At 58.2% G+C, this 21,798-nt stretch carries 17 protein-coding genes; 14 read left to right on the top strand and 3 right to left on the bottom strand.

Features of this window, described 5'->3' with window-relative positions; genetic code table 11:
• Positions 1-97: 97 nt before the first annotated feature.
• On the bottom strand, positions 98-1,012 hold the full coding sequence (locus tag ACA079_RS16795) for a LysR family transcriptional regulator (protein ID WP_007896187.1): 915 nt from the start codon (positions 1,010-1,012) through the stop codon (positions 98-100).
• A gap of 268 nt (positions 1,013-1,280) precedes the next feature.
• On the opposite strand from ACA079_RS16795, the gene ACA079_RS16790 reads away from it, so the two are divergent.
• The 4 genes from ACA079_RS16790 (at position 1,281) to pgm (ending at position 7,596) form a co-directional block, all read left to right on the top strand.
• Complete coding sequence (locus ACA079_RS16790; protein WP_056743735.1) at positions 1,281-2,303, top strand: zinc-dependent alcohol dehydrogenase family protein; 1,023 nt, start codon at positions 1,281-1,283, stop codon at positions 2,301-2,303.
• A 576-nt stretch (positions 2,304-2,879) separates the two neighbouring features.
• On the top strand, positions 2,880-4,370 hold the full coding sequence (locus ACA079_RS16785; protein WP_497700135.1) for a hypothetical protein: 1,491 nt from the start codon (positions 2,880-2,882) through the stop codon (positions 4,368-4,370).
• A 67-nt stretch (positions 4,371-4,437) separates the two neighbouring features.
• Positions 4,438-5,838: an aminotransferase-like domain-containing protein gene (locus tag ACA079_RS16780; RefSeq protein ID WP_497700134.1), complete on the top strand. Its 1,401-nt coding sequence runs from the start codon at positions 4,438-4,440 to the stop codon at positions 5,836-5,838.
• A gap of 111 nt (positions 5,839-5,949) precedes the next feature.
• Complete coding sequence (gene pgm, locus ACA079_RS16775; protein ID WP_497700133.1) at positions 5,950-7,596, top strand: phosphoglucomutase (alpha-D-glucose-1,6-bisphosphate-dependent); 1,647 nt, start codon at positions 5,950-5,952, stop codon at positions 7,594-7,596.
• A 61-nt stretch (positions 7,597-7,657) separates the two neighbouring features.
• Here the strand turns inward: pgm and ACA079_RS16770 are convergent, their stop codons facing one another.
• Entirely contained in the window at positions 7,658-8,353 is a 696-nt protein-coding gene (locus tag ACA079_RS16770) for a pirin family protein (protein WP_497700132.1), read from the bottom strand.
• Between the two features lie 280 nt (positions 8,354-8,633).
• Here ACA079_RS16770 and ACA079_RS16765 point away from each other — a divergent pair, with 280 nt between their 5' ends.
• Positions 8,634-11,108 (top strand): UvrD-helicase domain-containing protein, encoded by a 2,475-nt coding sequence (locus ACA079_RS16765; RefSeq protein ID WP_497700131.1) that lies wholly within the window; start codon positions 8,634-8,636, stop codon positions 11,106-11,108.
• A gap of 137 nt (positions 11,109-11,245) precedes the next feature.
• Here the strand turns inward: ACA079_RS16765 and ACA079_RS16760 are convergent, their stop codons facing one another.
• Positions 11,246-11,518, bottom strand: a complete 273-nt coding sequence (locus ACA079_RS16760; protein WP_415769132.1) for a DUF1652 domain-containing protein — start codon at positions 11,516-11,518, stop codon at positions 11,246-11,248.
• Positions 11,519-11,781: 263 nt separating this feature from the next.
• Between ACA079_RS16760 and ACA079_RS16755 the strand changes: the two genes are divergently transcribed.
• The 9 genes from ACA079_RS16755 to ACA079_RS16715 all read left to right on the top strand — a co-directional run bounded on the left by ACA079_RS16755 (position 11,782) and on the right by ACA079_RS16715 (position 21,798).
• On the top strand, positions 11,782-12,597 hold the full coding sequence (locus ACA079_RS16755) for a helix-turn-helix transcriptional regulator (protein ID WP_497700130.1): 816 nt from the start codon (positions 11,782-11,784) through the stop codon (positions 12,595-12,597).
• Positions 12,598-12,647: 50 nt separating this feature from the next.
• Positions 12,648-14,051: an NAD(P)/FAD-dependent oxidoreductase gene (locus ACA079_RS16750; RefSeq protein WP_497700129.1), complete on the top strand. Its 1,404-nt coding sequence runs from the start codon at positions 12,648-12,650 to the stop codon at positions 14,049-14,051.
• Between the two features lie 43 nt (positions 14,052-14,094).
• Complete coding sequence (locus ACA079_RS16745) at positions 14,095-14,436, top strand: cupin domain-containing protein (protein ID WP_056743722.1); 342 nt, start codon at positions 14,095-14,097, stop codon at positions 14,434-14,436.
• 53 nt (positions 14,437-14,489) lie between these two features.
• Complete coding sequence (locus tag ACA079_RS16740) at positions 14,490-15,575, top strand: polyamine ABC transporter substrate-binding protein (RefSeq protein ID WP_497700128.1); 1,086 nt, start codon at positions 14,490-14,492, stop codon at positions 15,573-15,575.
• Positions 15,576-15,617: 42 nt separating this feature from the next.
• Positions 15,618-16,076: an REP-associated tyrosine transposase gene (locus ACA079_RS16735; RefSeq protein WP_497700127.1), complete on the top strand. Its 459-nt coding sequence runs from the start codon at positions 15,618-15,620 to the stop codon at positions 16,074-16,076.
• Between the two features lie 477 nt (positions 16,077-16,553).
• Entirely contained in the window at positions 16,554-18,011 is a 1,458-nt protein-coding gene (locus ACA079_RS16730; protein ID WP_497700126.1) for a serralysin family metalloprotease, read from the top strand.
• A gap of 67 nt (positions 18,012-18,078) precedes the next feature.
• The gene (locus tag ACA079_RS16725; protein WP_497700125.1) at positions 18,079-18,504 is read left to right on the top strand and encodes an AprI/Inh family metalloprotease inhibitor; all 426 of its coding nucleotides are present in this window, start codon (positions 18,079-18,081) and stop codon (positions 18,502-18,504) included.
• A 187-nt stretch (positions 18,505-18,691) separates the two neighbouring features.
• Positions 18,692-20,467: a type I secretion system permease/ATPase gene (locus tag ACA079_RS16720; RefSeq protein ID WP_497700124.1), complete on the top strand. Its 1,776-nt coding sequence runs from the start codon at positions 18,692-18,694 to the stop codon at positions 20,465-20,467.
• Positions 20,464-21,798: an HlyD family type I secretion periplasmic adaptor subunit gene (locus ACA079_RS16715; RefSeq protein WP_497700123.1), complete on the top strand. Its 1,335-nt coding sequence runs from the start codon at positions 20,464-20,466 to the stop codon at positions 21,796-21,798. The genes ACA079_RS16720 and ACA079_RS16715 overlap by 4 nt, the downstream gene beginning before the upstream one ends.

Raw genomic sequence — 21,798 nt, 5'->3', positions numbered from 1 at the left:
GTGAGATCGCCAAGCAGCCGACTCGAGCATCACCGAAGCTTTCGTCTTGTAATGTCTCAAGGTGGTAAATCATGGACGAGAGATGTGCCAGCCCCTTTCAAAGGCTTTCAGGGTCGCCAAAGAACATTTGAATCCGCGACCTTAACCAACGCTCGCCCGGATCATTATCCTGCGACCCGCGCCAGGCCATGTGCAATTCAAAACTGCGCACCGGCAACGGCGGATCTTCAGCCCGCACACCACCGGCCGCCGTCAACGCTTCAGCCGTGTAATCCGGCACGGTCGCGACGATATCGGTCCCGCTGATGAGTGTGCTGAGTCCATTGAACTGCGGCACTGCGAGCACCACATGTCGTTTGCGTCCGAGCTTTTCCAGCTCTTCATCTATAAAGCCGCTCAGGTCGCCGGCGAACGACACCAGCGCATGAGGCCGTGCACAGAAATCATCCAGGCTCAACGGCCCCGGCACCGTGTCGGCCCGCAACAGCTTCGGCATGCTGCGACGCAGTACTTTGCGCTTGGCGTTGGCCGGCAGGTCGGCGGTGTAGCTGACGCCGATGGAAATTTCGCCCGAGGCCAACAGGCTCGGCATCAGGATGTAGTTGGCCCGACGCACCACCAGCACGATCCCCGGTGATTCGGCGCGCAGGCGCTTGAGCAGCATCGGCAGCAGCGCGAACTCGACATCGTCCGACAGCCCGATGCGAAACACCGCGGTGCTGGTGGCCGGGTCGAATTCCGCCGCACGACTGACCGCGGTGGAAATCGAGTCCAATGCAGGCGAGAGCAGGGCGAAGATTTCCACCGCCCGGGCGGACGGTTCCATGCTGCGGCCGGTACGCACGAACAACGGATCATCGAACAGCCCGCGCAGGCGCGAGAGTGCCGCGCTGATGGCCGGCTGACCGAGGAACAATTTCTCCGCAGCGCGGGTCACACTGCGTTCATGCATCAATGTTTCGAAAACGATCAACAGGTTCAGGTCGACACGACGCAGGTCATTACGATTCATCTGGAGTCCTGGCAGAGTCATCAAGCTTGACGAGAGCGGCCATATGAGAACAATGGCCGGCATGAATATTAAGGGGAAAGGCTGCTACTCTGCACCGAGTAATTCAGTTTTCCTGAAATGGCTGCTTCGGTTTTCACGGCATTTGATGATGTCACCGGCGCTGCGGAATCAATGACAGGCATGTCGACTATTAATAGCCACTGATAGTCTTGGGTAGAAAGCCCAGATAGAGTTCAGGGCATTAGAGGTTTCTTTGACGAGGTTTGCGATGTCCCGCACGATCCGTTTTCACAAGTTTGGTCCAGCCGAGGTGCTCAAATGCGAAGAGCATGCGGCCGCTCTCCCTGCGCCGGGCGAAGTGCAGGTGCGCGTCGAGGCGATTGGCATCAGCTGGTACGATATTCTCTGGCGCCAGAACCTGGCCTCGTCCCACGCTCGTCTGCCTTCAGGCCTTGGCCATGAAATGTCCGGCGTCGTGACGGCGGTCGGCGAGGGCGTCGATGATCTGGCAGTCGGCGACAAGGTCGCCAGCTTCCCGGCTGAAAGCCCCAACGATTATCCGGTCTACGGCGAACAGATCGTTCTGCCGCGCTCGGCACTTACCCGTTACCCGGACGTGCTCAGCCCGATCGAAGCCAGCGTGCATTACACGCCGCTGCTGATCGCTTACTTCGCTTATGTCGATCTGGCACGGGTCAAACCCGGTCAATTCGCCTTGGTGACCGACGCCAGTCACTGTGCCGGTCCGTCCTTTGTACAACTGGGCAAGGCTCTGGGTATCCGGGTCATTGCCGCGACCAAAACGGCGGAAGAGCGTGAGAATCTGCTGTCCCTGGGTGCCGAGAAAGTCATCGTCACCGAAGAACAGGATCTGCTGATGCAGATCAACAAGATCACCGACAACCGTGGCGTGGACGTTGTGTTCGACGGTCTCGGCGGTCCACAGATGTCGTTGCTTGGCGATGTGCTTGCACCTCGTGGCAGCCTGGTGCTGTACGGGTTGCAAGGTGGCAACCAGACGCCATTCCCGGCCTGCGCAGCGTTCCAGAAGAACATCCAGTTCTTTGTGCACTGCATCGGCAACTTCACCGGCAAGCCTGAACTGGGCATCATCCAGGACCAGGTCGCACTGCAACGTGCCTTGCGCGACATCAACCAGATGACCGCCGACCGCGTGCTGCTGCCGCTCAAGACTCGGGTCTTCCCGTTTGCCGAGTTTGTCGAAGCACACCGCTACATGGACGAATGCCCATGCCGCGAACGGGTCGCCCTCCAGGTCGAACCTGCATAAGCCCTTCAAATAAACCCCCTCTGCAAGAGTCCGTGCCCACGGACTCTTCTGTTTTCAGCACCTGCCAAAATGAGACGTCCCATTGCCCCATCAATGGGTCAGTTCAGCAACTGAACTGGTTTTTGCTCTCAATCTGTATCTTCTAATCATCATATAAGCCTTGATAATTGAATGATTACTTTCATCTCAAGGAATGAGTCATGGCTGGGTATCAGGTTGATACTTTTCAATACACACTGTTAATAGATATCCGACCAATAGTTCGTCGTTGCGCAGTTGCCAAAAAAACATGGGTGACTTCTTTCTCTATTTCTTGTGCTAATTGTCTGTGGGACGCTGTCGGACATTTCCTAGGATGTCGCTCGCAACTGCAAGAGGCCGGTTCTACGGGGGTTCGCGGCCACCTGTCTCTGGAGGGGGCAGGGGAGACTTCTAGGTATTTCAAATAATTACTAAAAGCTTAAGTGCTAGCATTTGACAATAGCGTCCAGTACTTCAATCGTGGCAAGCAACCCATTGCGCAATGCGTGTCGTTGTTGGCGCGATATCGAACTTACAAGCATCAGGTAAATAAAGATGACCAATATCCATGACCAAGCGATGAACTATGTCTATCAGCAAGTGCTGCAGCGATTGCTGAGTTTCTTCTCGCGCGCCGAACGCACGGCATTGCAGCTGATGATTCAGCGACTGGTGGTGGCCGCCGGGGGCATGGAGCGTATTGGCGATTACAAGGTCTTGGCGATTCAGTCCGGGTCCCGTGACAGTTGCTACACCCTGGCGCTGCTGCGCGCTGCACAGCTGAGTATCGCCGGCCGGGCACCAGCGACATTCCAGTTGCGAGTGGCATCCTTGCGCTTGAACGGCGCAAGCCCGACGGCCCTGGAAAACATTCATCGCAGCTACAGCGCCTTGTTCCTCTACGACGATCCTCGGGTTGAAGTGTTGATGGTTGATAACCGGGAAGTCCTGCCGTTCAGCCACATGACGCCGATTTCCGAAGGCGGCCGTGAGTCGAATCGGCTCAATTTTTTGATGGTGGGCCATCGTCGCGCCTGGAATGGGCCGCTTGATTTGTGGGACGACGGGTATCTGGCCACCGGCGAGTTCTATGGGCAAATAGCTCGTTGGGACAGCGGTGTCGATGCATTGATCAGCAGCGATTCACCTCGTCAGCAGAAGCAGTTTCTCGACGGGTTGAAACGTGCTGCCGCCAAGGCCGGGCTCAAGACCTCGAATCACCACGAAACCGGCTATGAGGAGCTATTTGCGCTGCTCGATGAACTGGGCAGCGACTGCTACCGCGCTTTTTATGCTGAGCATGGTCAGGTTGCGTGGCGTCCGGCCGAACGATTTGAGGCCTGTCGTCGCGCAACGTACATCGACATTCACGACATGCTGGTCAGCAACCTGGAAGAGCGTTGGCCGCTGCTCACAGAGTTTCTCGGTTTTCAACCTGACGAACTGGTGGCTCAGCTCAGCGACAACGAGTACGTCAGCCTTTCTATCTCTGCACACATGCGGGGTTTGCAGTCGTGCTTCGTGCACGAGCGCGGCTACGAGACGGGTGTCGCCGAATACCTGCAACGGGCGTTGGTGATGATGCGGCGCAAACAACTGGCGGAAAGGTTGTGCGAACAAGCGGTAGAGGCGTTCGGCAATCCGGCAACGTTGGCCGAGCAGCGCGTGCTGGCAGCGGCCGAGGCTCAAAAAAACCTTGGCCTGAGCGAGGCTCAACTGGTGTGTCTGCTCTTTTCGCCTTTCGTCGAGCATGGCGCGGCGCTTGAGCGTTTTCTGCGCCAGTGTCACCCCGGCATGCTCGTGGCGATGCCTGATTTGCACCGGGCAATGCAGGGCAATCCGGTGCCGGAGCAGGTTCTGCAATGGATGACTGACGTCAGCGGGTTGCCTGTCAGCTTGATCGGCAAGCTTTACCGCATGGCCCCGGTGTTTGCGGATGAGGGTAGGGCAGGCGCTCCGGAATTCGGCGGCGCGGGTTTGCAAGCCGAAGCAGCCGACTATGACGACGACACGGCGGTGGCGGATGAATGGTCAGCGGGGCGCTGAAAGTGTCTGGTTTGACGGACTTCTTGACGATGTGTGATGACGTTCACATGGCATTCGGCCCTCGCCCATGAAAGGGCCACGAGAAACTGACTTCGCATATCAGGCGGTGTACCGATATCTGACTAACCTGATCAACGAACCGGTCAGTGACACGCGAGTCCGTCTGCCTTCGTTGCGACAGCTGGCGGAGCGCCTGAACGTATCGATCTCGACTATTCAGTACGCTTATTCGCTTCTGGAGAAGGAAGGGCGCGTTTATTCGGTGGCCAAGTCCGGCTATTACGCGTTACCGGTGTCCTCCATCAGCACGCTCAGCAGTGGCAAAGACCTGCTCGAAACCGTTTATGTCAATGCCAGACGTCCCGGAATGCTGGTTTTGAGCGCCGATGAGCCGGCGTTGTTGCAGCCCCTCGACAGTCCGTTGTTACTGCTGGAGCGAGAACTGCTGCGCCAGTATCCGCGTCAGCCGCAACCGACATCGCAACCTTGCGGCGAGCTGGAATTGCGCATTGCCCTGGCAGCGCGCTACACCACCTCGCCGCTGCGCTGCTGGCATGCCGACGATGTCTATATTGGCGCCGACCTGCGTGGTGTGCTGGAAATACTGATCGCGGTGTTGAATCTCAAGGACGCCACGGTGTTGGTCGAGTCGCCGTGCGACTGGGTGATTCTGCGGTTGCTGCAGGCTGCGCAGGTGCGAGTGATCGAGCTGGCGGTGCAATCCAGCGGTGGCCTGGACGTCGAATGGCTCGAGGAGCTGCTGGAGACCGAGCCGGTGCGGCTGGTGATGGTTTCATCCGGGCTGAACATGCCGCGAGGCAGCCTGGCACCCGACGACAATCGACAAGTCGTCGCGCAGTTGCTGGAGCGACATGGCAGTTGGGTGTTGGAAAACGACTGTTACGGCGAACTCGGATTCGAACCGGACGGCCAGCGGTTTCGCGACTTGCTGGACCCCGATCGGCTGATCGTGTTTTCCACCTTTGAGAAAATCATCGGGCCGGAGGCGCCATACGGCTATCTGCTGTCGCGGCATTTCAGTGCTGAACTGCAACGGTACGTTCTGCTGCGTTCGTTCCGCTTGTCACCGATTCGCCAGAAAGCCATCGCTCGCTTGTACGGCAACGGACGTGTCGATCAGCATCTTCAGGTATTACGGCGGATGCTCAAGGACCGCAAGGTGCAGATGACGCAGCTGTTGCAGGAGCGTCTGGGCGATGCCTTGCACTTTGTCGAACCCCAGGGTGGTGCAACCATCTGGGTTCGTTCGCTGCGCCAGGTCGATGTACGTCGGGTGTTCCACCGCCTGCTCAAGCACCAGGTGGTGATCGCACCGGGAGAGCTGTTCAGTCTCCAGGGCTTGCACGCGCAACACTTGCGCCTGAGTCACACCTTCGGCGGTGATCACGACCTTGCCGCGGCGATGGGCTTGTTAGGGGACGCTTTGCGTCTGGAATCGATCGATTGAACGGGGCCACACACGCTGCGTGACACTCATGGATCGATCCCATCGCGTTGCGGTCAAACTGCCAGTAAACTGCGTTCCTATTCCTGAACCACTCGACTTCAGAGGTTTTGCATGACACTCAGTCCTTTTGCGGGCAAACCGGCACCGGTAGAACTGTTGGTCGACATCCCGCGACTGGTAACGGCCTATTACACCGGCCAGCCCGATGCCGCCATCTCGACCCAGCGCGTAGCTTTTGGCACGTCCGGGCACCGAGGCAGCTCGTTCGACTTGAGTTTCAACGAATGGCACGTCCTGGCGATCAGCCAGGCGATCTGCCTGTACCGCGAAGCCCAAGGCATCGACGGCCCGCTGTTCGTCGGCATCGACACCCACGCGCTGTCCACCCCGGCCGGCGCCAGTGCCCTTGAAGTGCTGGCCGCCAACGGCGTGACGGTAATGATCGCCGAGGGTGACGAATACACCCCGACACCGGCCATTTCCCACGCCATTCTCTGCTACAACCGTGGACGTACGTCGGGCCTGGCGGACGGCATCGTCATCACGCCGTCGCACAATCCGCCGCAAAGCGGTGGCTACAAATACAACCCTACCAACGGTGGCCCGGCCGATACCCACATCACCAAGTGGATCGAAGCCAAGGCCAACGAACTGCTGAGCAACAAGCTCGCCGGCGTCAAGCGCATCAGCTACGAGCAGGCGCTGAAGGCCAGCACGACCCATCGTCACGATTATCTCAATACCTACGTCGCCGACCTGATCAACGTGATCGACTTCGACGCCATCCGTGATGCCAAGCTGCATCTGGGTGTCGATCCGCTGGGCGGAGCAGGGGTGCGCTACTGGTCGGCAATTGCCGAGCATTACCGTCTGGATCTGGAAGTGGTCAACAAACAGGTCGATCCGACCTTCCGCTTCATGACGGTCGACTGGGATGGTCAGATCCGCATGGACCCATCGTCCACTCACGCCATGCAGGGCCTTATCGGTCTGAAAGAGCGTTTCGACGTAGCATTCGCGTGCGACCCGGACCACGACCGCCATGGCATCGTGACCCCGTCCGGTGGTTTGCTCGCGCCGAACAGCTACCTCGCCGTAACGATCGACTATCTGTTCCAGAATCGTCCGCAATGGCGCGCCGATGCGGCCGTGGGTAAAACCGTGGTCAGCAGCGGCTTGATCGATCGCGTGGCAAAACGTCTGGGGCGTCGCCTGTACGAAGTGCCGGTCGGCTTCAAGTGGTTTGCTGACGGGCTGTTCGACGGCTCTCTGGGCTTTGGCGGCGAAGAAAGTGCCGGTGCTTCGTTCCTGCGCAAGGATGGCAGCGTCTGGTGCACCGACAAGGACGGCTTGATCCCGGCATTGCTGGCGGCAGAAATGACCGCCCGCACCGGCCGCGACCCAAGTCAGGCCTATCGCGCCTTGACCGATGAGCTGGGCGAACCGTTCTCGGTGCGCGTCGATGCCAAGGCCAATCCTGAGCAGAAGGCCCTGCTGAGCAAGTTGTCGCCGGATCAGGTCACCTCGACCCAACTGGCGGGCGAAGCGATCCAGAGCATCCTCAGTCACGCACCGGGTAACGACCAGGCGATCGGTGGTCTGAAAGTCATGACCGAGAACGGCTGGTTCGCGGCGCGTCCGTCGGGCACTGAAGACATCTACAAGATCTACGCTGAAAGCTTCGTCAGTGACGAACACCTCAAGCAATTGGTGGCAGAAGCGCAAACACTGGTGGACGGCGCGATCTCTGCGAAGTAACCCAGAATGTAAAAAGGGGCGGCCATGATGGTCGCCCCTTTTTTTGCCTTGCGTTTGACGATTAAGCCAGGTCCACCAGGACGATTTCACTGTCTTCGATGGCGGTCACCCGCAACACTTGCTCATCGGCAACCGCAATACCGTCTCGAGCTTGTGCACGCAAGCCATTGACTTCAATGACACCGGTAGCCGGAACCAGATAGGCACGACGGCCATTGTCCAGGCGATACTCGGCGGATTCACCGGCCTTCAGGTTCGCGGCCACCAATCGGGCATCGGCTCGAATCCGCAGGCTTTGATCGTCGCCGGCCTTGCCGCTTGCCAGTGTCACGAAACCTTCGCGCTGACCTTTGGGGAAGGGCTTGGCGCCCCAGGACGGTGCCAAACCGGTTTCGTTCGGGATGATCCAGATCTGGAAGATCTTGGTCGCGGTCGCTTCCAGGTTGTATTCACTGTGGGCGATCCCGGTGCCGGCGCTCATGACCTGAACGTCGCCCGCTTCGGTACGACCCTTGTTGCCCAGGTTGTCTTCGTGAGTGATTGCGCCTTCACGGACATAAGTGATGATTTCCATGTCCCGGTGCGGGTGTTTCGGGAACCCGGTGCCAGAGGCAATCACGTCGTCGTTCCACACCCGCAGGTTGCCCCAGTTCATGCGTTTTGGGTCATGGTATTCGGCGAACGAAAAGTGGTGATGAGCATCCAACCAGCCATGGTTGGCGCCGCCCAGGGATTTGAAGGGTCTGAGTTCAAGCATGATCGTCTCCTGAAAAGGTTCGTCATGGGGCAGAGCGCCTGAGCCACGAAACGCGAACCGGTGGTTGATGGCGAGCATCATCTATCAAGCACCAATCGATAAAAAGCGTAAAAAATGCCTCAATACAATCGAATAATTTGATATCAAATCACCTCGAAAGATTCTCACCCAACCTTCACTTCATCGCATAAGCCAATGACCTGTAAGCATTTCACTAGAACTGAACGGCAAATGCAGACACCATAGCCCTCAACAGCCTCACACCCTGGAGTCAGCCCGCGTGCCGCAACACACCCCCGATCTTCCTCCTGAACTTCGTCCCTTGGCCGAGATGCCGCTGCTCAAGCGTCTTGCCGCCCGCTTCTTTGGTCACGGCCTGACGCGTCTGCGCGCACAACACCGGGCATCCTGGCTGCACGGCCAGGCTGACGGCTTTCGCAGTGGGCACAGTGCCGGGGTGGATTACGGCTATAAGGAAGGCAAACTTGAAGGGTTGGAAGAAGGCCGGCAGGTATTGCTGATCCGCGACTCGCGCTCGACCGAACACCGGCCGCCCAACGTTGACGAGAATCTGTTCGACGATTGGCGTCTGCCGTTGAACGCCGAGTTGAAGAAGCGCATGAAGACGGATGTCGCTCGACTGCTGCCACCGCACGCCCAGCCCAGCGCCGCGCAGTGGAAAATGATCTTCAGTGACACACCCTCGACCTCGGTGATTGCCGGCGCGGGTGCGGGCAAGTCGACCACGTTGGTGTTGCGAATTTTGCTGCTGACCCATTATCTGGGGTTCGAGCTGAGTTCGATGACGGTGGTGACCTTTACCCGTGAATCGCGCAAAGATTTCATCAACAAACTGATCGAGCTGTTTGCACTCTGGGGCCGGTCGCTCAGTTTCAAAGAGGCGCGTGATCTGGTGCGCACCTTTCATTCGCGAATCCTGCCGATGGTTCGCAGCCTGCCGGGGTTTGAGCGGCTGCAAGCGTTCGAAAACCTCAGTCACCGTGCGCAAAACGGCGATGAGGAGGTCGACAGCAATCCTTTCGACCTGCGCATCAACGACGCCCAGCGCCAGCAACTCAACGCTTGTTATCACAGCCTGCACACTCGCAATGAGCGCTTTCGCGAATTGATCCAGCCATTGTCCCGTCACGCGCTGCAACTCAAGGAGCTGGAGCGCGATCACCCGGACGTGCAAAAGCGCATGGCCGTGACCGAACTGGCCGCCAAGCGCGACGAAGAGCTCTGCGACGCTATCGAAGATTTGTGGTTTCGCGCGGGTGCCTGGCCGATCAAAGGCATCGAGCCGAAGCGCCAGACGTTCGATATCAACGGCTCTACATTTCATTGTCATGGCTATATTCCAAGCCTGGACGCTTGGGTGGTGCTGGGGTTCGATCCCCGGGAAAACCCGCAGGTCAGCCGCCCCAATGCCAAATTGAGCGTGCGCGCGGAATGGGCGGTCAAGCGCACCCTGTTTCAAGCTTTCTGTCGTAAGTCATTGATATGGCTGGATAGTTACGAGTCATCAAAGCGTGTATTGGCGTCCCTTGGAGGCGATGCCAGTGCCGGGCCAGGCTTCGATTACAAGGTCAAGGGCGAGCTCAGCTCTGCGCCGTTACTGGACTGTTTTGTCGCTGCCGCCGGATTTATCGAGAACCTCGGCCTGGATGTTCCCAATGCCGTGGGCCAGATGAGTTTTGCCAAGGACGACCCTGACCGGTTTTTCTTCGAGGCCTTGAGCCTGTACTGGCGAGCACTGGAAGATCACCTGCTCGATCAGAAACCACCGGTGATGACCTACAACCGGATGTTCGCCTTGTTCAGCGAACATTCGCCGGAAAACCTGAAGCTGCTGAGCGATGAGCTGCTCAGGCCGATGTCGCACTTGATGATCGACGAATTTCAGGACGTATCGCCACAGATCGTTTCCTGGATCCGCGCGAGCCTGACGGAAATCCGCAGTCGCGGCCCGGCCATGCACGTGGGGCGCGGCGCACAACGTTCGTCCTTGCTCTGTGTCGGTGATGACTGGCAGTCCATTTATGGCTGGCGGGGCAGTTCACCGACGTACTTCATGGAATTCAACAAGGAATTCCCTTCGCCGAGCACGACCAAGGTGATGCTGAGCGACAACTATCGCAGCCATCAGCACATCATCGATGCCGCCGAACATATCGTTCGTGCGGCGCCAGCGATCGCAGGCAAGAAGGCCAAGGCCAGTGGCGAGCCGAAGGCATTGCTGCCGGTTAACGTTCTCGATCGCGACGATCAAGGCATGGCCAAGCGCCTGATGGAGCACTATAGAAAGGGCGATTCAATCTTGATGCTTTATCGAAAAAGCAGCGATAAGTTATTGATAGAAGAGCATATTCAGTCTGTAGTTAATGTGGATTCTAGCTTGCCGTACGAAGCGCGAAGGCTCAAGCAACTGACGTATCACAGCGCCAAGGGACTTCAGGCTGATGCGGTGTTCCTGCTGGGTGATTGTCAGCACCTGACCAGTTCACCGTACAAGAACCAGGTCTACCGCATGGCCGGTCTGGGTAAGGCTGGCGACAGCGAAGCGTACGACAGCGCACAGAAAGACGAGATCTTGCGACTGGCTTATGTCGGCATCACACGGGCGGTGAGTCATTGCTACTGGTATGTCGATGGGCAAGACACCCAAGCGGCCAACCTGCCTAAAGCTTCCGATCGGATCGGCAAAGGCAAGGCGTTCTTTGCCGATCACCGACAGGGCAAGACATCGGCGTGAACCTTAAAAGATCGCAGCCTTCGGCAGCTCCTACATGGGAATCCATATACCTGTAGGAGCTGCCGAAGGCTGCGATCTTTTGATCCTGCCCACAAAAAAGCCCACATAACGTGGGCTTGTTGTTGAGTGTTCAGCCTTCAGGCATAGCTCCTGAAGGCGGCGGGTGGAATGAAAGCCTCAAGCTCGTCCTCCACCGCTTCGATTATTCGTTCTACATCCGCAGCATTCATTACCGTCGCGCAAGGAATGCCGGCGATGGCGATCATGGTCTCGCCACTGGCACGGTCAAATAGACGGGCAATCATGCTGCCCGGCGCATCCATGCTCGCCTCGAAACCCATGGGATGAAAATGCCAGCGCATCAGCTGGCAGGCGTTTGGAAAGGTGACTTTACTGAACCCTTTATTCATATGTTGCCCGCCTTATTCATCGAGCGCTTCCTTTAGCTCATGTTAGGAGGGAAGAGCCTTCAATGGCTCAACCGGTGACTGCCTTTAAAAGTAGCATCCAGATGTGAAATTAATGTGGATTTTTCAGGCCGTTTAGCGATTGGTTCAGTTTTTTTGATGCAGGTCACGGGAACGGTCAGTGTTCGGCAGTTGGCCACCACTGGTTGGTCATTGATGCCGAGACGGAATTTCGGCAAGCTCGGCTTTTTCTCGCCGAGTCCTTTATGCACGCCGATGATGATGGTCCGCTGCAAACCCAGGCCACGGGCGACACGGTGATGCGTTATCACTTGCGCTGGAAACACCGGGACCTGGACGGGGTGATGGCGCTCTATCACCCGGAGATTCAGTACAGCGATTTTTTCCAGAATCGTGTGATGGGGCTGTCCGAATTACGCGAATACGTGCGCAGCAGCATGCCCCGCGATCCCGATGAAGCCCTGGAACACTCGGACCGTATTCGTCTGGATGGCAACACGGCGTTCATTCAGTACCGTATAACCCTTCGCGGCGGTGACGGTCTGGTGTCATTCCGGGCCAGTGAGGCGATTACTGTCCGTGACGGACTGATCTGGCGGGTCAACGAATATGCCTCGCTGGTGCATGAGCAGCCCGTCAGTAAAGCCGCCAGCAGCCAACGCCCGGCGGTCAGTCGACTCGGGCTGTCTGCACGCCAGCTGAGCTTCATGGCTGAAGATTTACAGCAGTATTTTCAGCGCCAACAACCTTACCTCGATCCCGAACTCGACCTGCAACGGGTGGCGAAGGAATGCGGGTACAGCCGCAATCAGATTTCCTATCTGCTGAATCAGGTGCTTGGCCAGAGCTTCTACCGATACGTCAACCAGGCGCGCCTGCAGCATTTGTTCGCAGCCCTGGATACCGCCACGCCGCCACTGCGTATCGACGAACTGGCGTTCGCCGCCGGGTTCAATTCGCTGTCGGCGTTTTATAGCTGCTTCCGTCAGCACACCGGTCAGTCGCCCAAGGCCTACGTAAAACAAATTTCTTTGCGTGCACGCGCGCAAGACAGCCTCTAAGTACACGCACTAGGATCGACGCTATCGAAGTTTGAGTGGCGGAGTCTTGCATGCCGGCGTGGCGCACTATCAGTTTGTGGATGGATCAACTCGACGAGCCATTATTGGCGCGTCCCTCGCTGGAACAGGACCTGGATGTCGACGTCGCCATCATTGGCGCGGGGTACACCGGGCTTTGGACCGCTTACTACCTCAAGCGCCAGGCGCCTGACCTGAGCATCGCCATCCTTGAAGCGCAAACCGCCGGTTTTGGCGCCTCGGGGCGTAACGGCGGTTGGCTGATGGGCAATGTGCTGGGCGAAGACCGCTTGCTCGCCGACTTGCCGCCCGAACAGCGCCGAGCTTCTTTCGATTTGCTGCACGGTATTCCGGATGAAGTCGGGATTGTCCTTGAACGTGAAGACATCGACTGCGATTACCGCAAAGGCGGGGCGCTGTATTGCGCTGCCCGCTATCCGGAACAGGAAGCCAGTCTTCGGCACTATCTCGACACGCTCTATCGCCAGGGATTGACCGAAAGCGATTACCGCTGGCTCAGCCCCGAGCAGTTGGCGCAACAGATCAGAGTCGCCAAACCTTATGGCGGTATCTATGCACCGCACGTCGCGACCATTCACCCGGCAAAGTTGGTGCGAGGTCTGGCTCGGACGGTGGAGAAAATGGGCGTCAGGATTTACGAGAACAGCCCGGTCACTCAATGGCAATCGGGTGGCCTGCGCACGGCGAAAGCCTCAGTCCGCAGCCGTTGGATCGTGCCGGCGGTCGAAGGTTACTCGGTCACCTTGCCCCCGTTGGGGCGTTATCAGCTGCCGGTGCAAAGCTTGATCGTGGCCACCGAGCCGCTATCCGCTGCCACGTGGGATGAAATCGGCCTGAGTCGCGGCCAGGCCTTCAGCGAAAACAGTCGCCAGGTCACTTACGGTCAGCGCACGGCTGATAACCGGTTGGTGTTTGGCGCGCGGGGCGGTTATCAGTTTGCTGCCAAGTTGCGCCATGACTTCGACTTGACCAACAGCGAAGTGGAGCTGCGGCGTTATCTGTTTGGCGAACTCTTCCCGCAGCTCAAGAACGTGCGGATTACCCATGCCTGGGGCGGCAACCTGGGGATGTCCCGGCGTTTCAAGCCGCACATGCTGTGCGATCAGGCCAGTGGCATCGCCTTGTCGGGTGGCTATGGCGGGGAGGGTGTCGGTGCCAGCAACCTGGGCGGCCGGACCCTGGCCGACCTGATTCTGCAGCGCGACACCGAGCTGGTTCGCCAGCCGTGGGTCATTCATGGCGGGCTCGAGGCACTCAGGGCCTGGGAACCGGAGCCCTGCCGCTGGCTTGGATACAACGCGATCATCCGCAGCTTCGCCCACGAAGACCAGACCCTGGCCAACCCGGCCACCGCACCCTGGCGTCGCAAACTGGCCACTGGTATTGCCGGCTTCATGGAAGGTTTCATGCAGTAAACGGCGCGCTCTTCATCTACAGGCTCAATCGACAGGTACTCCCATGAGCATCACGCAATTCAAGAACACCGCAACCCTGAAGCTGGAAGAGTCGAATCCGGTCGCCGTACCACTGGGCATGCCCGTGGCAGTGGCCTCGACCACCAGCGTTGAACGCGACGATGGCGTCGAAACTGGCGTCTGGGAATGCACGCCCGGCCGCTGGCGGCGGCAGATCGTTGCCCAGGAGTTCTGTCACTTCATCCAGGGGCGCTGCACGTTTACCCCGGATGACGGTGAAACCCTGCACATAGAAGCCGGCGATGCACTGATGTTGCCAGCCAACAGCCTCGGTATCTGGGATATCCAGGAAACCGTGCGCAAGACCTACGTTCTGATTTTTTGATCCTCTGATTGCCTGCCAGCTCTCCAATAAAAAAACCAAACAGGAATCGACTCATGATCCGAAAGACACTGACTCTGGCTCCACTTGCGCTCTTCGCGTCCCTCGGCCACGCGGCCGAGACCGTCAAGATCTACAACTGGTCGGAATACATCGCCCCGGACACCACCAAAAACTTCCAGAAAGAAACCGGCATCGCGTTCAGCTACGACGTCTTCGACAGCAATGAAACCCTCGACGGCAAATTGATGACCGGCAAATCCGGTTACGATGTGGTCTTCCCGTCCAACCACTTCATGGCGCGGCAGATTCAAGGCGTGGCGCTGAAGAAACTCGACAAGAGCCAACTGCCGAATTGGAAAAACCTCAACCCGGCGCTGCTCAAGGCCTTGCAAACCAACGATCCGGGCAACGAACACGGCTTCCCGTACCTCTGGGGCAGCACCGGCATCGGTTACAACATCGCCAAGGTCAAGGCCGTGTTGGGTGATAACGCGCCAGTGGACTCCTGGGACCTGATCTTCAAACCCGAAAACATGCAAAAGTTGCAGAAGTGCGGCGTGGCCATCCTCGACAACGGCCCCGAACTGTTGCCAGCGGCACTGAACTACCTGGGTCTGCCGCATCACAGCAAGAACCCGGAAGACTACAAAAAGGCTGAAGCGCTGCTGATGAAAGTGCGCCCGTATGTCAGCTATTTCCACTCGTCCAAGTACACCAGCGACCTGGCCAACGGCGACATCTGTGTGGCCGTCGGCTTCTCCGGTGACATTCTGCAAGCCGAAAACCGCGCGAAAGAAGCCAAGAACGGCGTCGACATCGGCTATGCGATTCCCAAGGAAGGCGCCGCCATCTGGTTCGACATGGTCGCCATGCCGGTAGACGCCCCGGATGAAAAGGCCGGCTACGCCTTCATGAACTACCTGCTGCGCCCGGACGTCATGGCCAGCATCAGCAACTACGTGCACTACGCCAACGGTAACGAACAGGCCGACAGCCTGATCGACCCGGCGATCAAAAATGACACTAAGGTCTACCCGAGCCCGGACATGATGGGGAAATTGTTTGCGCTGGAGGCGATGCCGCTGAACATCGATCGGGTTCGGACGCGTGTGTGGAACAAGATTCGTACCGGGAGTTGAGGTAGATTCCTGGCCTCTTTTCAATGGTTAGGAGGCAATGGAATGCCTGTCTGCTTGAATGCTGGTCATCTGCGTATTGGTCGCTTCTCTGAGCCAGGACGTATTTATTTGATAACGGCTGTCGTTGACCAACGGCAGCCGTTTTTTGTTGATTGGCGACTGGGGAGGCTGGTCGTTCAGGAGTTGCGTCAGGCGCAGGAGGAGGGTTGGGGCGACTTTCTGACGTGGGTTGTGATGCCGGATCATATGCATTGCCTGGTGCAGCTGCATGACAAGACGCTGGTGCAGCTGATGTGCCGTATCAAATCCCGGAGCGGTTTGGCGGTTAATCAAGCTTTGGGCCGGCGAGGGCGGTTGTGGCAGAAGGGTTACCACGATCGTGCGGTTCGGCGGGAGGAGGACGTGAAGGAGCTTGCTCGCTATGTCGTGGCCAACCCGGTTCGAGCGGGACTAGTGACACGCGTTCATGACTACCCACTTTGGGATGCGTGTTGGTTGTGATGGTTTGGCGGCTGCTTCGCAGCCGAACGCAGGCTGCGCCAGCTGCTACAGGTTTCGCGTACACCGCAATCCTTGTAGCAGCTGCCGAAGGCTGCGTTCGGCTGCGCAGCAGTCGTAAAAATCTAAAACCCAACAAATCTCCAACTGATATCAATACGCTGGCACTCATATTAATAACTCACTCAAAGTGAGACCCCATCGACAAAAACCAACTTACGGATATTTAATAATTAAATAGCCAATCGTCAGACAACTTGCGCAAACGGCCATCTAACAAACAATATTTCGACAGCACAGGCATTGTTTCCGGGTACTTGCAGGAACAACTCAATTTGACGTCAAAAAAAATGTAGACGGTTGATTTCAAATTGTGTCAGTTTTCTTTCGCCTTCATTGGGCGAGTGATAGGACGATCTCGCCAGAGATTGTCGCTGTCTGACAAAAAACTGTTCCATAGCTAAACAAGGAAGTGTGTTTATGTCGAAAGTAAAAGACAACGCTATTGATACCGCCGTACAGGCGTTCCAGCCACTGCAAGCATTGGCTGCATCCAGTTCTGCGTTCAACCAGATCAATAGCTTCAGCCATCAGTATGATCGGGGCGGTAACCTCATGGTCAATGGCAAACCCTCCTTTTCCGTCGACCAGGCAGCTACCCAATTGCTGCGCGATGGCGCTGCCTACCAGGACAAGGACGGCAGCGGCAAAATCGAACTCACCTACACGTTCCTGACCTCGGCGTCGTCGAGCACCATGAACAAACACGGGATCACCGGGTTCAGCCAGTTCAGCGCTCAGCAGAAAGGCCAGGCCGTGCTTGCCATGCAATCCTGGGCCGATGTGGCCAATGTCACGTTCACCGACAAGGCCACGGGCGGCGACGCTCATATGACCTTCGGCAACTACAGCGGTGGCCAGGATGGCGCAGCGGCATTCGCTTATCTGCCGGGCACCGGCGCTGGTTATGACGGTACTTCGTGGTATCTGACGGGCAGTGGCTATAACGTAAACAAGACACCGGACCTGAACAATTACGGCCGGCAAACCCTGACCCACGAAATCGGTCACTCCCTGGGCCTGGCCCACCCTGGCGACTACAACGCCGGCGAGGGCGCTCCGACCTACAACGACGCTTCCTACGGGCAAGACACCCGCGGTTACAGCGTCATGAGCTACTGGAGTGAAAGCAATACCAGCCAGGACTTCAGCAAGGCCGGCGTCGAAGCCTATTCGTCCGGTCCGCTGATGGACGATATCGCAGCCATACAAAAGCTCTACGGCGCCAACACCACTACCCGAACCGGCGACACCACTTACGGCTTCAACTCCAACGCCGGGCGCGACTTCCTGAGCGCGACTTCGTCGTCGGACAAGGTTGTGTTTTCGGTATGGGATGCGGGCGGCAAGGACACCCTGGACTTCTCCGGTTTTACCCAAAACCAGAAGATCAACCTCAATGAGGCCTCGTTCTCCGACGTTGGCGGCCTGGTGGGTAACGTGTCCATCGCCAAGGGCGTCACTGTCGAGAACGCTATCGGTGGTTCGGGCAGCGACCTGCTGATCGGCAACAGCGTGTCCAACGAACTGAAGGGCGGTGCCGGCAACGACATCCTCTTCGGCGCGGGCGGTGCGGACAAACTGTGGGGTGGCGCCGGTTCGGATACCTTCGTGTTCGCGGCCAGCAGCGATTCCAAACCCGGTGCTGTCGACCAGATCCTCGATTTTGTCAGCGGCCTGGACAAGATTGACCTGACTGGTATCACCAACGGCGCAGGCCTGCATTTCGTGAACTCGTTCACCGGTGCGGCAGGCGATGCGGTGTTGACCTCTTCGGGTGGCAACAGCCTGTTGTCGGTGGACTTCTCCGGGCATGGCGTGGCTGATTTCCTGGTCAGCACCGTGGGCCAGGCGGCTTACTCCGACATCGCTGCGTAATGTGAGGTGACAAGGAGGGCGGCGCAGACGCGCTGCTCTCTGCCCCTTGAAATGAGTAAAGCGCCTTATGATCCATAACAGCTTCACCTACAGAACAACCGCGTGGCTATTGGCGACGTTCATGATGTTTTTTGGAGATGTAGCCATGGCGAGCAGCCTGAAATTAGCAGACCCCTCGGAACTGGCCGGCAAATGGCAGGCGACCCTGATCGCCAAAGATGACTCGCCAGAATCCCAGGCGTTGCAGGACAAACCGTCCAACGTCTGCGTCATCGACTTTCAACCGAAACAGACGCTGGGTGAGGGCGCCGATTGTCTCAGCGCCTGGCTGGGCGGTGAATCTGCGATTGGTTGGTTCCCTGAGCCGGATGGCCTGGCGATCACCGGCAAAGAAGGTTCGAAGGTTCTATTTCTCAGCCGCCAACGCGACGGATCGTATAAAGCCACATTGAAGTCCGATCTGGTCATAACACTTGTGCGCCAGGTGCAATAACACGATTCGAATATAACGCTCGTCATTGCCGACATAAGCACAACACAACTAGTGGAAACGCTCTGTCGCCCACGAAAAGTTGTTATTAGTTTGTAAGCGCTTCCGCAAAGCCTATATCCGCCCCTGCGCGGACAGTTAATGGAAACTTCGCCAGCCAGGGCGAGGAATAACACCTCAGGAATAACCCATGAAGATGGCAAATAGCCCGGCCACCGCACCATTATTCAAAGCGCTGGGCGACTACAAGAGCATCCTGATCAGCGTCGGTTGTTTTACCGCGTTAATTAACGTGCTGATGCTGGTCCCGTCGATTTACATGCTCCAGGTCTATGACCGCGTATTGTCCTCGCAAAATGAAACCACCCTGGCGATGCTGTCGTTGATGGTGGTCGGGTTCTTTGCCTTCATCGGTCTGCTTGAGATCGTGCGCAGCTTCATCGTCATCCGCATCGGCAGCCAACTGGAGCGCCGCTTCAACCTTCGGGTCTATCAGGCCGCATTCGAGCGCAACCTGTTTCGGGGCGAGGGCAACGCCGGGCAAGCCTTGGGGGACCTGACGCAAATTCGCCAATTCGTCACCGGTCCTGCGCTGTTTGCCTTCTTCGATGCACCGTGGTTTCCGGTCTATCTGTTCGTGATCTACCTGTTCAATGTCTGGCTCGGCGTGTTTGCGACGGTGGGCACGGTGCTGTTGATCGGCCTTGCTTGCCTCAACGAAACAATGACCAAAAAGCCCTTGGGCGAAGCCGCAGGGTTTTCCCAGAAATCCAGCCAACTGGCCACCAGTCACCTGCACAACGCCGAAACCATTCAGGCCATGGGCATGCTCGGGGCGTTGCGTACACGTTGGTTCCAGGTCCATTCACGTTTCCTCGGCTTGCAGAACCAGGCCAGCGACACCGGTGCCGTCATCAGCTCTCTGAGTAAAACCCTGCGCCTGTGCCTGCAATCGCTGGTGCTGGGCCTTGGTGCATTGCTGGTGATCAAGGGTGATATGACGGCCGGGATGATGATCGCCGGCTCCATTCTGATGGGCCGCGTCCTGAGCCCCATCGATCAGTTGATCGCCGTGTGGAAGCAGTGGAGCGGCGCCAAGCTCGCTTACCGTCGTCTTGATTCGTTGCTGCAAGCCTTTCCACCGAGTGACGAAGCCATGGCGCTGCCGGCGCCGAAAGGCCAGATCAGCTTCGAACAGGTCAGCGCCGCGCCGCCGGGGCAACGGGCCGCCACGCTGCATTTGGTCAATTTCAGCCTCGGTGCCGGGGAAGTGCTGGGCGTACTCGGGGCATCCGGTTCCGGCAAATCGACATTGGCCCGGGTGCTCGTTGGCGTCTGGCCGACGCTGGGCGGTACGGTGCGGCTCGACGGCGCGGACATTCATCGCTGGAACCGCGACGATCTTGGCCCCTACATCGGCTATCTGCCACAGGACATCGAGCTGTTCAGCGGCAGCATCGCCGAAAACATCGCCCGGTTCAGCGAGGCGGACCCGCAAAAAGTCGTTGAAGCCGCGCAACAGGCCGGCGTTCACGAACTGATTCTGCGCATGCCGCAAGGCTACGACACCGTACTCGGCGAGGACGGCAGCGGCTTGTCCGGGGGGCAGAAGCAGCGTGTGGCACTGGCCCGCGCGTTATACGGCAACCCGCGCCTGGTGGTGCTGGATGAACCCAATTCCAACCTCGACACCGTGGGCGAAGCCGCATTGGCCAGCGCCATTGCGCAAATGAAAGCCCAAGGCACCAGCGTGATTCTGGTGACCCATCGCTCCTCGGCACTGGCCCAGGCCGACAAATTGCTGGTGCTCAACGAAGGGCGCTTGCAAGCCTTCGGTGCGAGCCAGGACGTGCTCAAGGCACTCGCAGCCAATCAGGAGCAGCAGCGGGAGAAAACCGCGCAAGCACCGGGCGGGCTCAGTATGAGCCGGCAGTATCAGCCCTCGACAAGGAATTCGGGCGTATGAGCAACATCAGCGAAGCCACCATGGAACACGACTACATCGCAGAGCGCCCTGAGCGCGACGCGCGTTTCTTCGTCCGCATGGGCTGGATTCTGGCGATCGTCGGCGCCGGCAGTTTCTTCACCTGGGCCAGTCTCGCGCCTCTCGACCAAGGCATTCCCGTGCAAGGCACGGTCGTGGTGTCGGGCAAACGCAAAGCCGTGCAATCGATGAGCAGTGGCGTGGTCAGCCAGATTTTGGTGCGTGAGGGGCAAGTGGTGAAGCAGGGCCAGCCATTGTTCCAGCTCGACCAGACGCAAATCGCCGCGGACGTGCAATCGCTGCAAGCGCAATACCGCATGGCCTGGGCCAGTCTGGCGCGGTGGCAGAGTGAACGGGACAACCTCAAGCAAGTGAGTTTCCCCGCCGAACTGAGCAACAATCCTGATCCGCGTCTGGCCTTGGTGCTGGAAGGTCAACGGCAGTTGTTCAGCAGCCGCCGTGAAGCGTTTTCCCGCGAGCAGGCTGCCTTGCGCGCCAGCATCGAAGGCGCCAGCGCGCAACTGGCCGGCATGCGCCGCGCCCGCACGGACTTGACTGCCCAGGCCAGCTCTCTGCAACAACAGCTGAGCAACCTTCAGCCTCTGGCGGATAACGGCTACATCCCGCGCAATCGGTTGATGGAGTACCAGCGTCAGCTGTCGCAGGTTCAGCAACAACTGGCAGAAAACACCGGCGACAGCGGCCGTGTGGAGCAGGGCATCCTCGAATCGCGGCTGAAACTGCAACAGCACATCGAGGAATACCAGAAAGAAGTCCGCACCCAACTGGCCGATGCGCAATTGAAAAGCGTGACGCTGGAAGAGCAACTGACCTCCGCCGGGTTCGATCTGCAACACAGCGAGATCATCGCCACCGCCGACGGCATTGCGGTCAACCTCGGGGTTCACACCGTGGGCGCGGTGGTGCGTCAGGGCGAAACCCTGCTGGAGATCGTGCCTCAGGGGACGAGTCTTGAGGTGGAAGGGCACCTGCCGGTCAACCTGGTCGACAAGGTCGGCACGCACTTGCCGGTGGACATCTTGTTCACGGCGTTCAACCAGAGCCGCACGCCTCGCGTGCCCGGTGAAGTCAGCCTGATCTCCGCCGACCAGATGATCGACGAGAAAACCGGTGCGCCGTATTACGTGCTGCGCAGCAGCGTCAGCGATCAGGCCATGGAAAAACTCAACGGTCTGGTGATCAAGCCTGGCATGCCGGCGGAAATGTTCGTGCGCACCGGTGAGCGTTCACTCCTCAACTATTTGTTCAAACCGCTGCTCGACCGGGCAGGTTCCGCGTTGACTGAGGAATAA

Source organism: Pseudomonas sp. LBUM1645, from assembly GCF_059716185.1.
Note: the sequence above shows the minus strand (reverse complement) of the source record. Positions and strands in the feature narration are given on the sequence as shown.

Excerpts from the sequence above, each read along its gene's own strand:
- ACA079_RS16795 (WP_007896187.1), bottom strand. The coding sequence starts at position 1,012 with ATGAATCGTAATGACCTGCGTCGTGTCGACCTGAACCTGTTGATCGTT.
- ACA079_RS16790 (WP_056743735.1), top strand. The coding sequence starts at position 1,281 with ATGTCCCGCACGATCCGTTTTCACAAGTTTGGTCCAGCCGAGGTGCTC.
- ACA079_RS16785 (WP_497700135.1), top strand. The coding sequence starts at position 2,880 with ATGACCAATATCCATGACCAAGCGATGAACTATGTCTATCAGCAAGTG.
- ACA079_RS16780 (WP_497700134.1), top strand. The coding sequence starts at position 4,438 with ATGAAAGGGCCACGAGAAACTGACTTCGCATATCAGGCGGTGTACCGA.
- pgm (WP_497700133.1), top strand. The coding sequence starts at position 5,950 with ATGACACTCAGTCCTTTTGCGGGCAAACCGGCACCGGTAGAACTGTTG.
- ACA079_RS16770 (WP_497700132.1), bottom strand. The coding sequence starts at position 8,353 with ATGCTTGAACTCAGACCCTTCAAATCCCTGGGCGGCGCCAACCATGGC.
- ACA079_RS16760 (WP_415769132.1), bottom strand. The coding sequence starts at position 11,518 with ATGAATAAAGGGTTCAGTAAAGTCACCTTTCCAAACGCCTGCCAGCTG.
- ACA079_RS16755 (WP_497700130.1), top strand. The coding sequence starts at position 11,782 with ATGCACGCCGATGATGATGGTCCGCTGCAAACCCAGGCCACGGGCGAC.
- ACA079_RS16750 (WP_497700129.1), top strand. The coding sequence starts at position 12,648 with ATGCCGGCGTGGCGCACTATCAGTTTGTGGATGGATCAACTCGACGAG.
- ACA079_RS16745 (WP_056743722.1), top strand. The coding sequence starts at position 14,095 with ATGAGCATCACGCAATTCAAGAACACCGCAACCCTGAAGCTGGAAGAG.
- ACA079_RS16740 (WP_497700128.1), top strand. The coding sequence starts at position 14,490 with ATGATCCGAAAGACACTGACTCTGGCTCCACTTGCGCTCTTCGCGTCC.
- ACA079_RS16735 (WP_497700127.1), top strand. The coding sequence starts at position 15,618 with ATGCCTGTCTGCTTGAATGCTGGTCATCTGCGTATTGGTCGCTTCTCT.
- ACA079_RS16730 (WP_497700126.1), top strand. The coding sequence starts at position 16,554 with ATGTCGAAAGTAAAAGACAACGCTATTGATACCGCCGTACAGGCGTTC.
- ACA079_RS16725 (WP_497700125.1), top strand. The coding sequence starts at position 18,079 with ATGATCCATAACAGCTTCACCTACAGAACAACCGCGTGGCTATTGGCG.
- ACA079_RS16720 (WP_497700124.1), top strand. The coding sequence starts at position 18,692 with ATGAAGATGGCAAATAGCCCGGCCACCGCACCATTATTCAAAGCGCTG.
- ACA079_RS16715 (WP_497700123.1), top strand. The coding sequence starts at position 20,464 with ATGAGCAACATCAGCGAAGCCACCATGGAACACGACTACATCGCAGAG.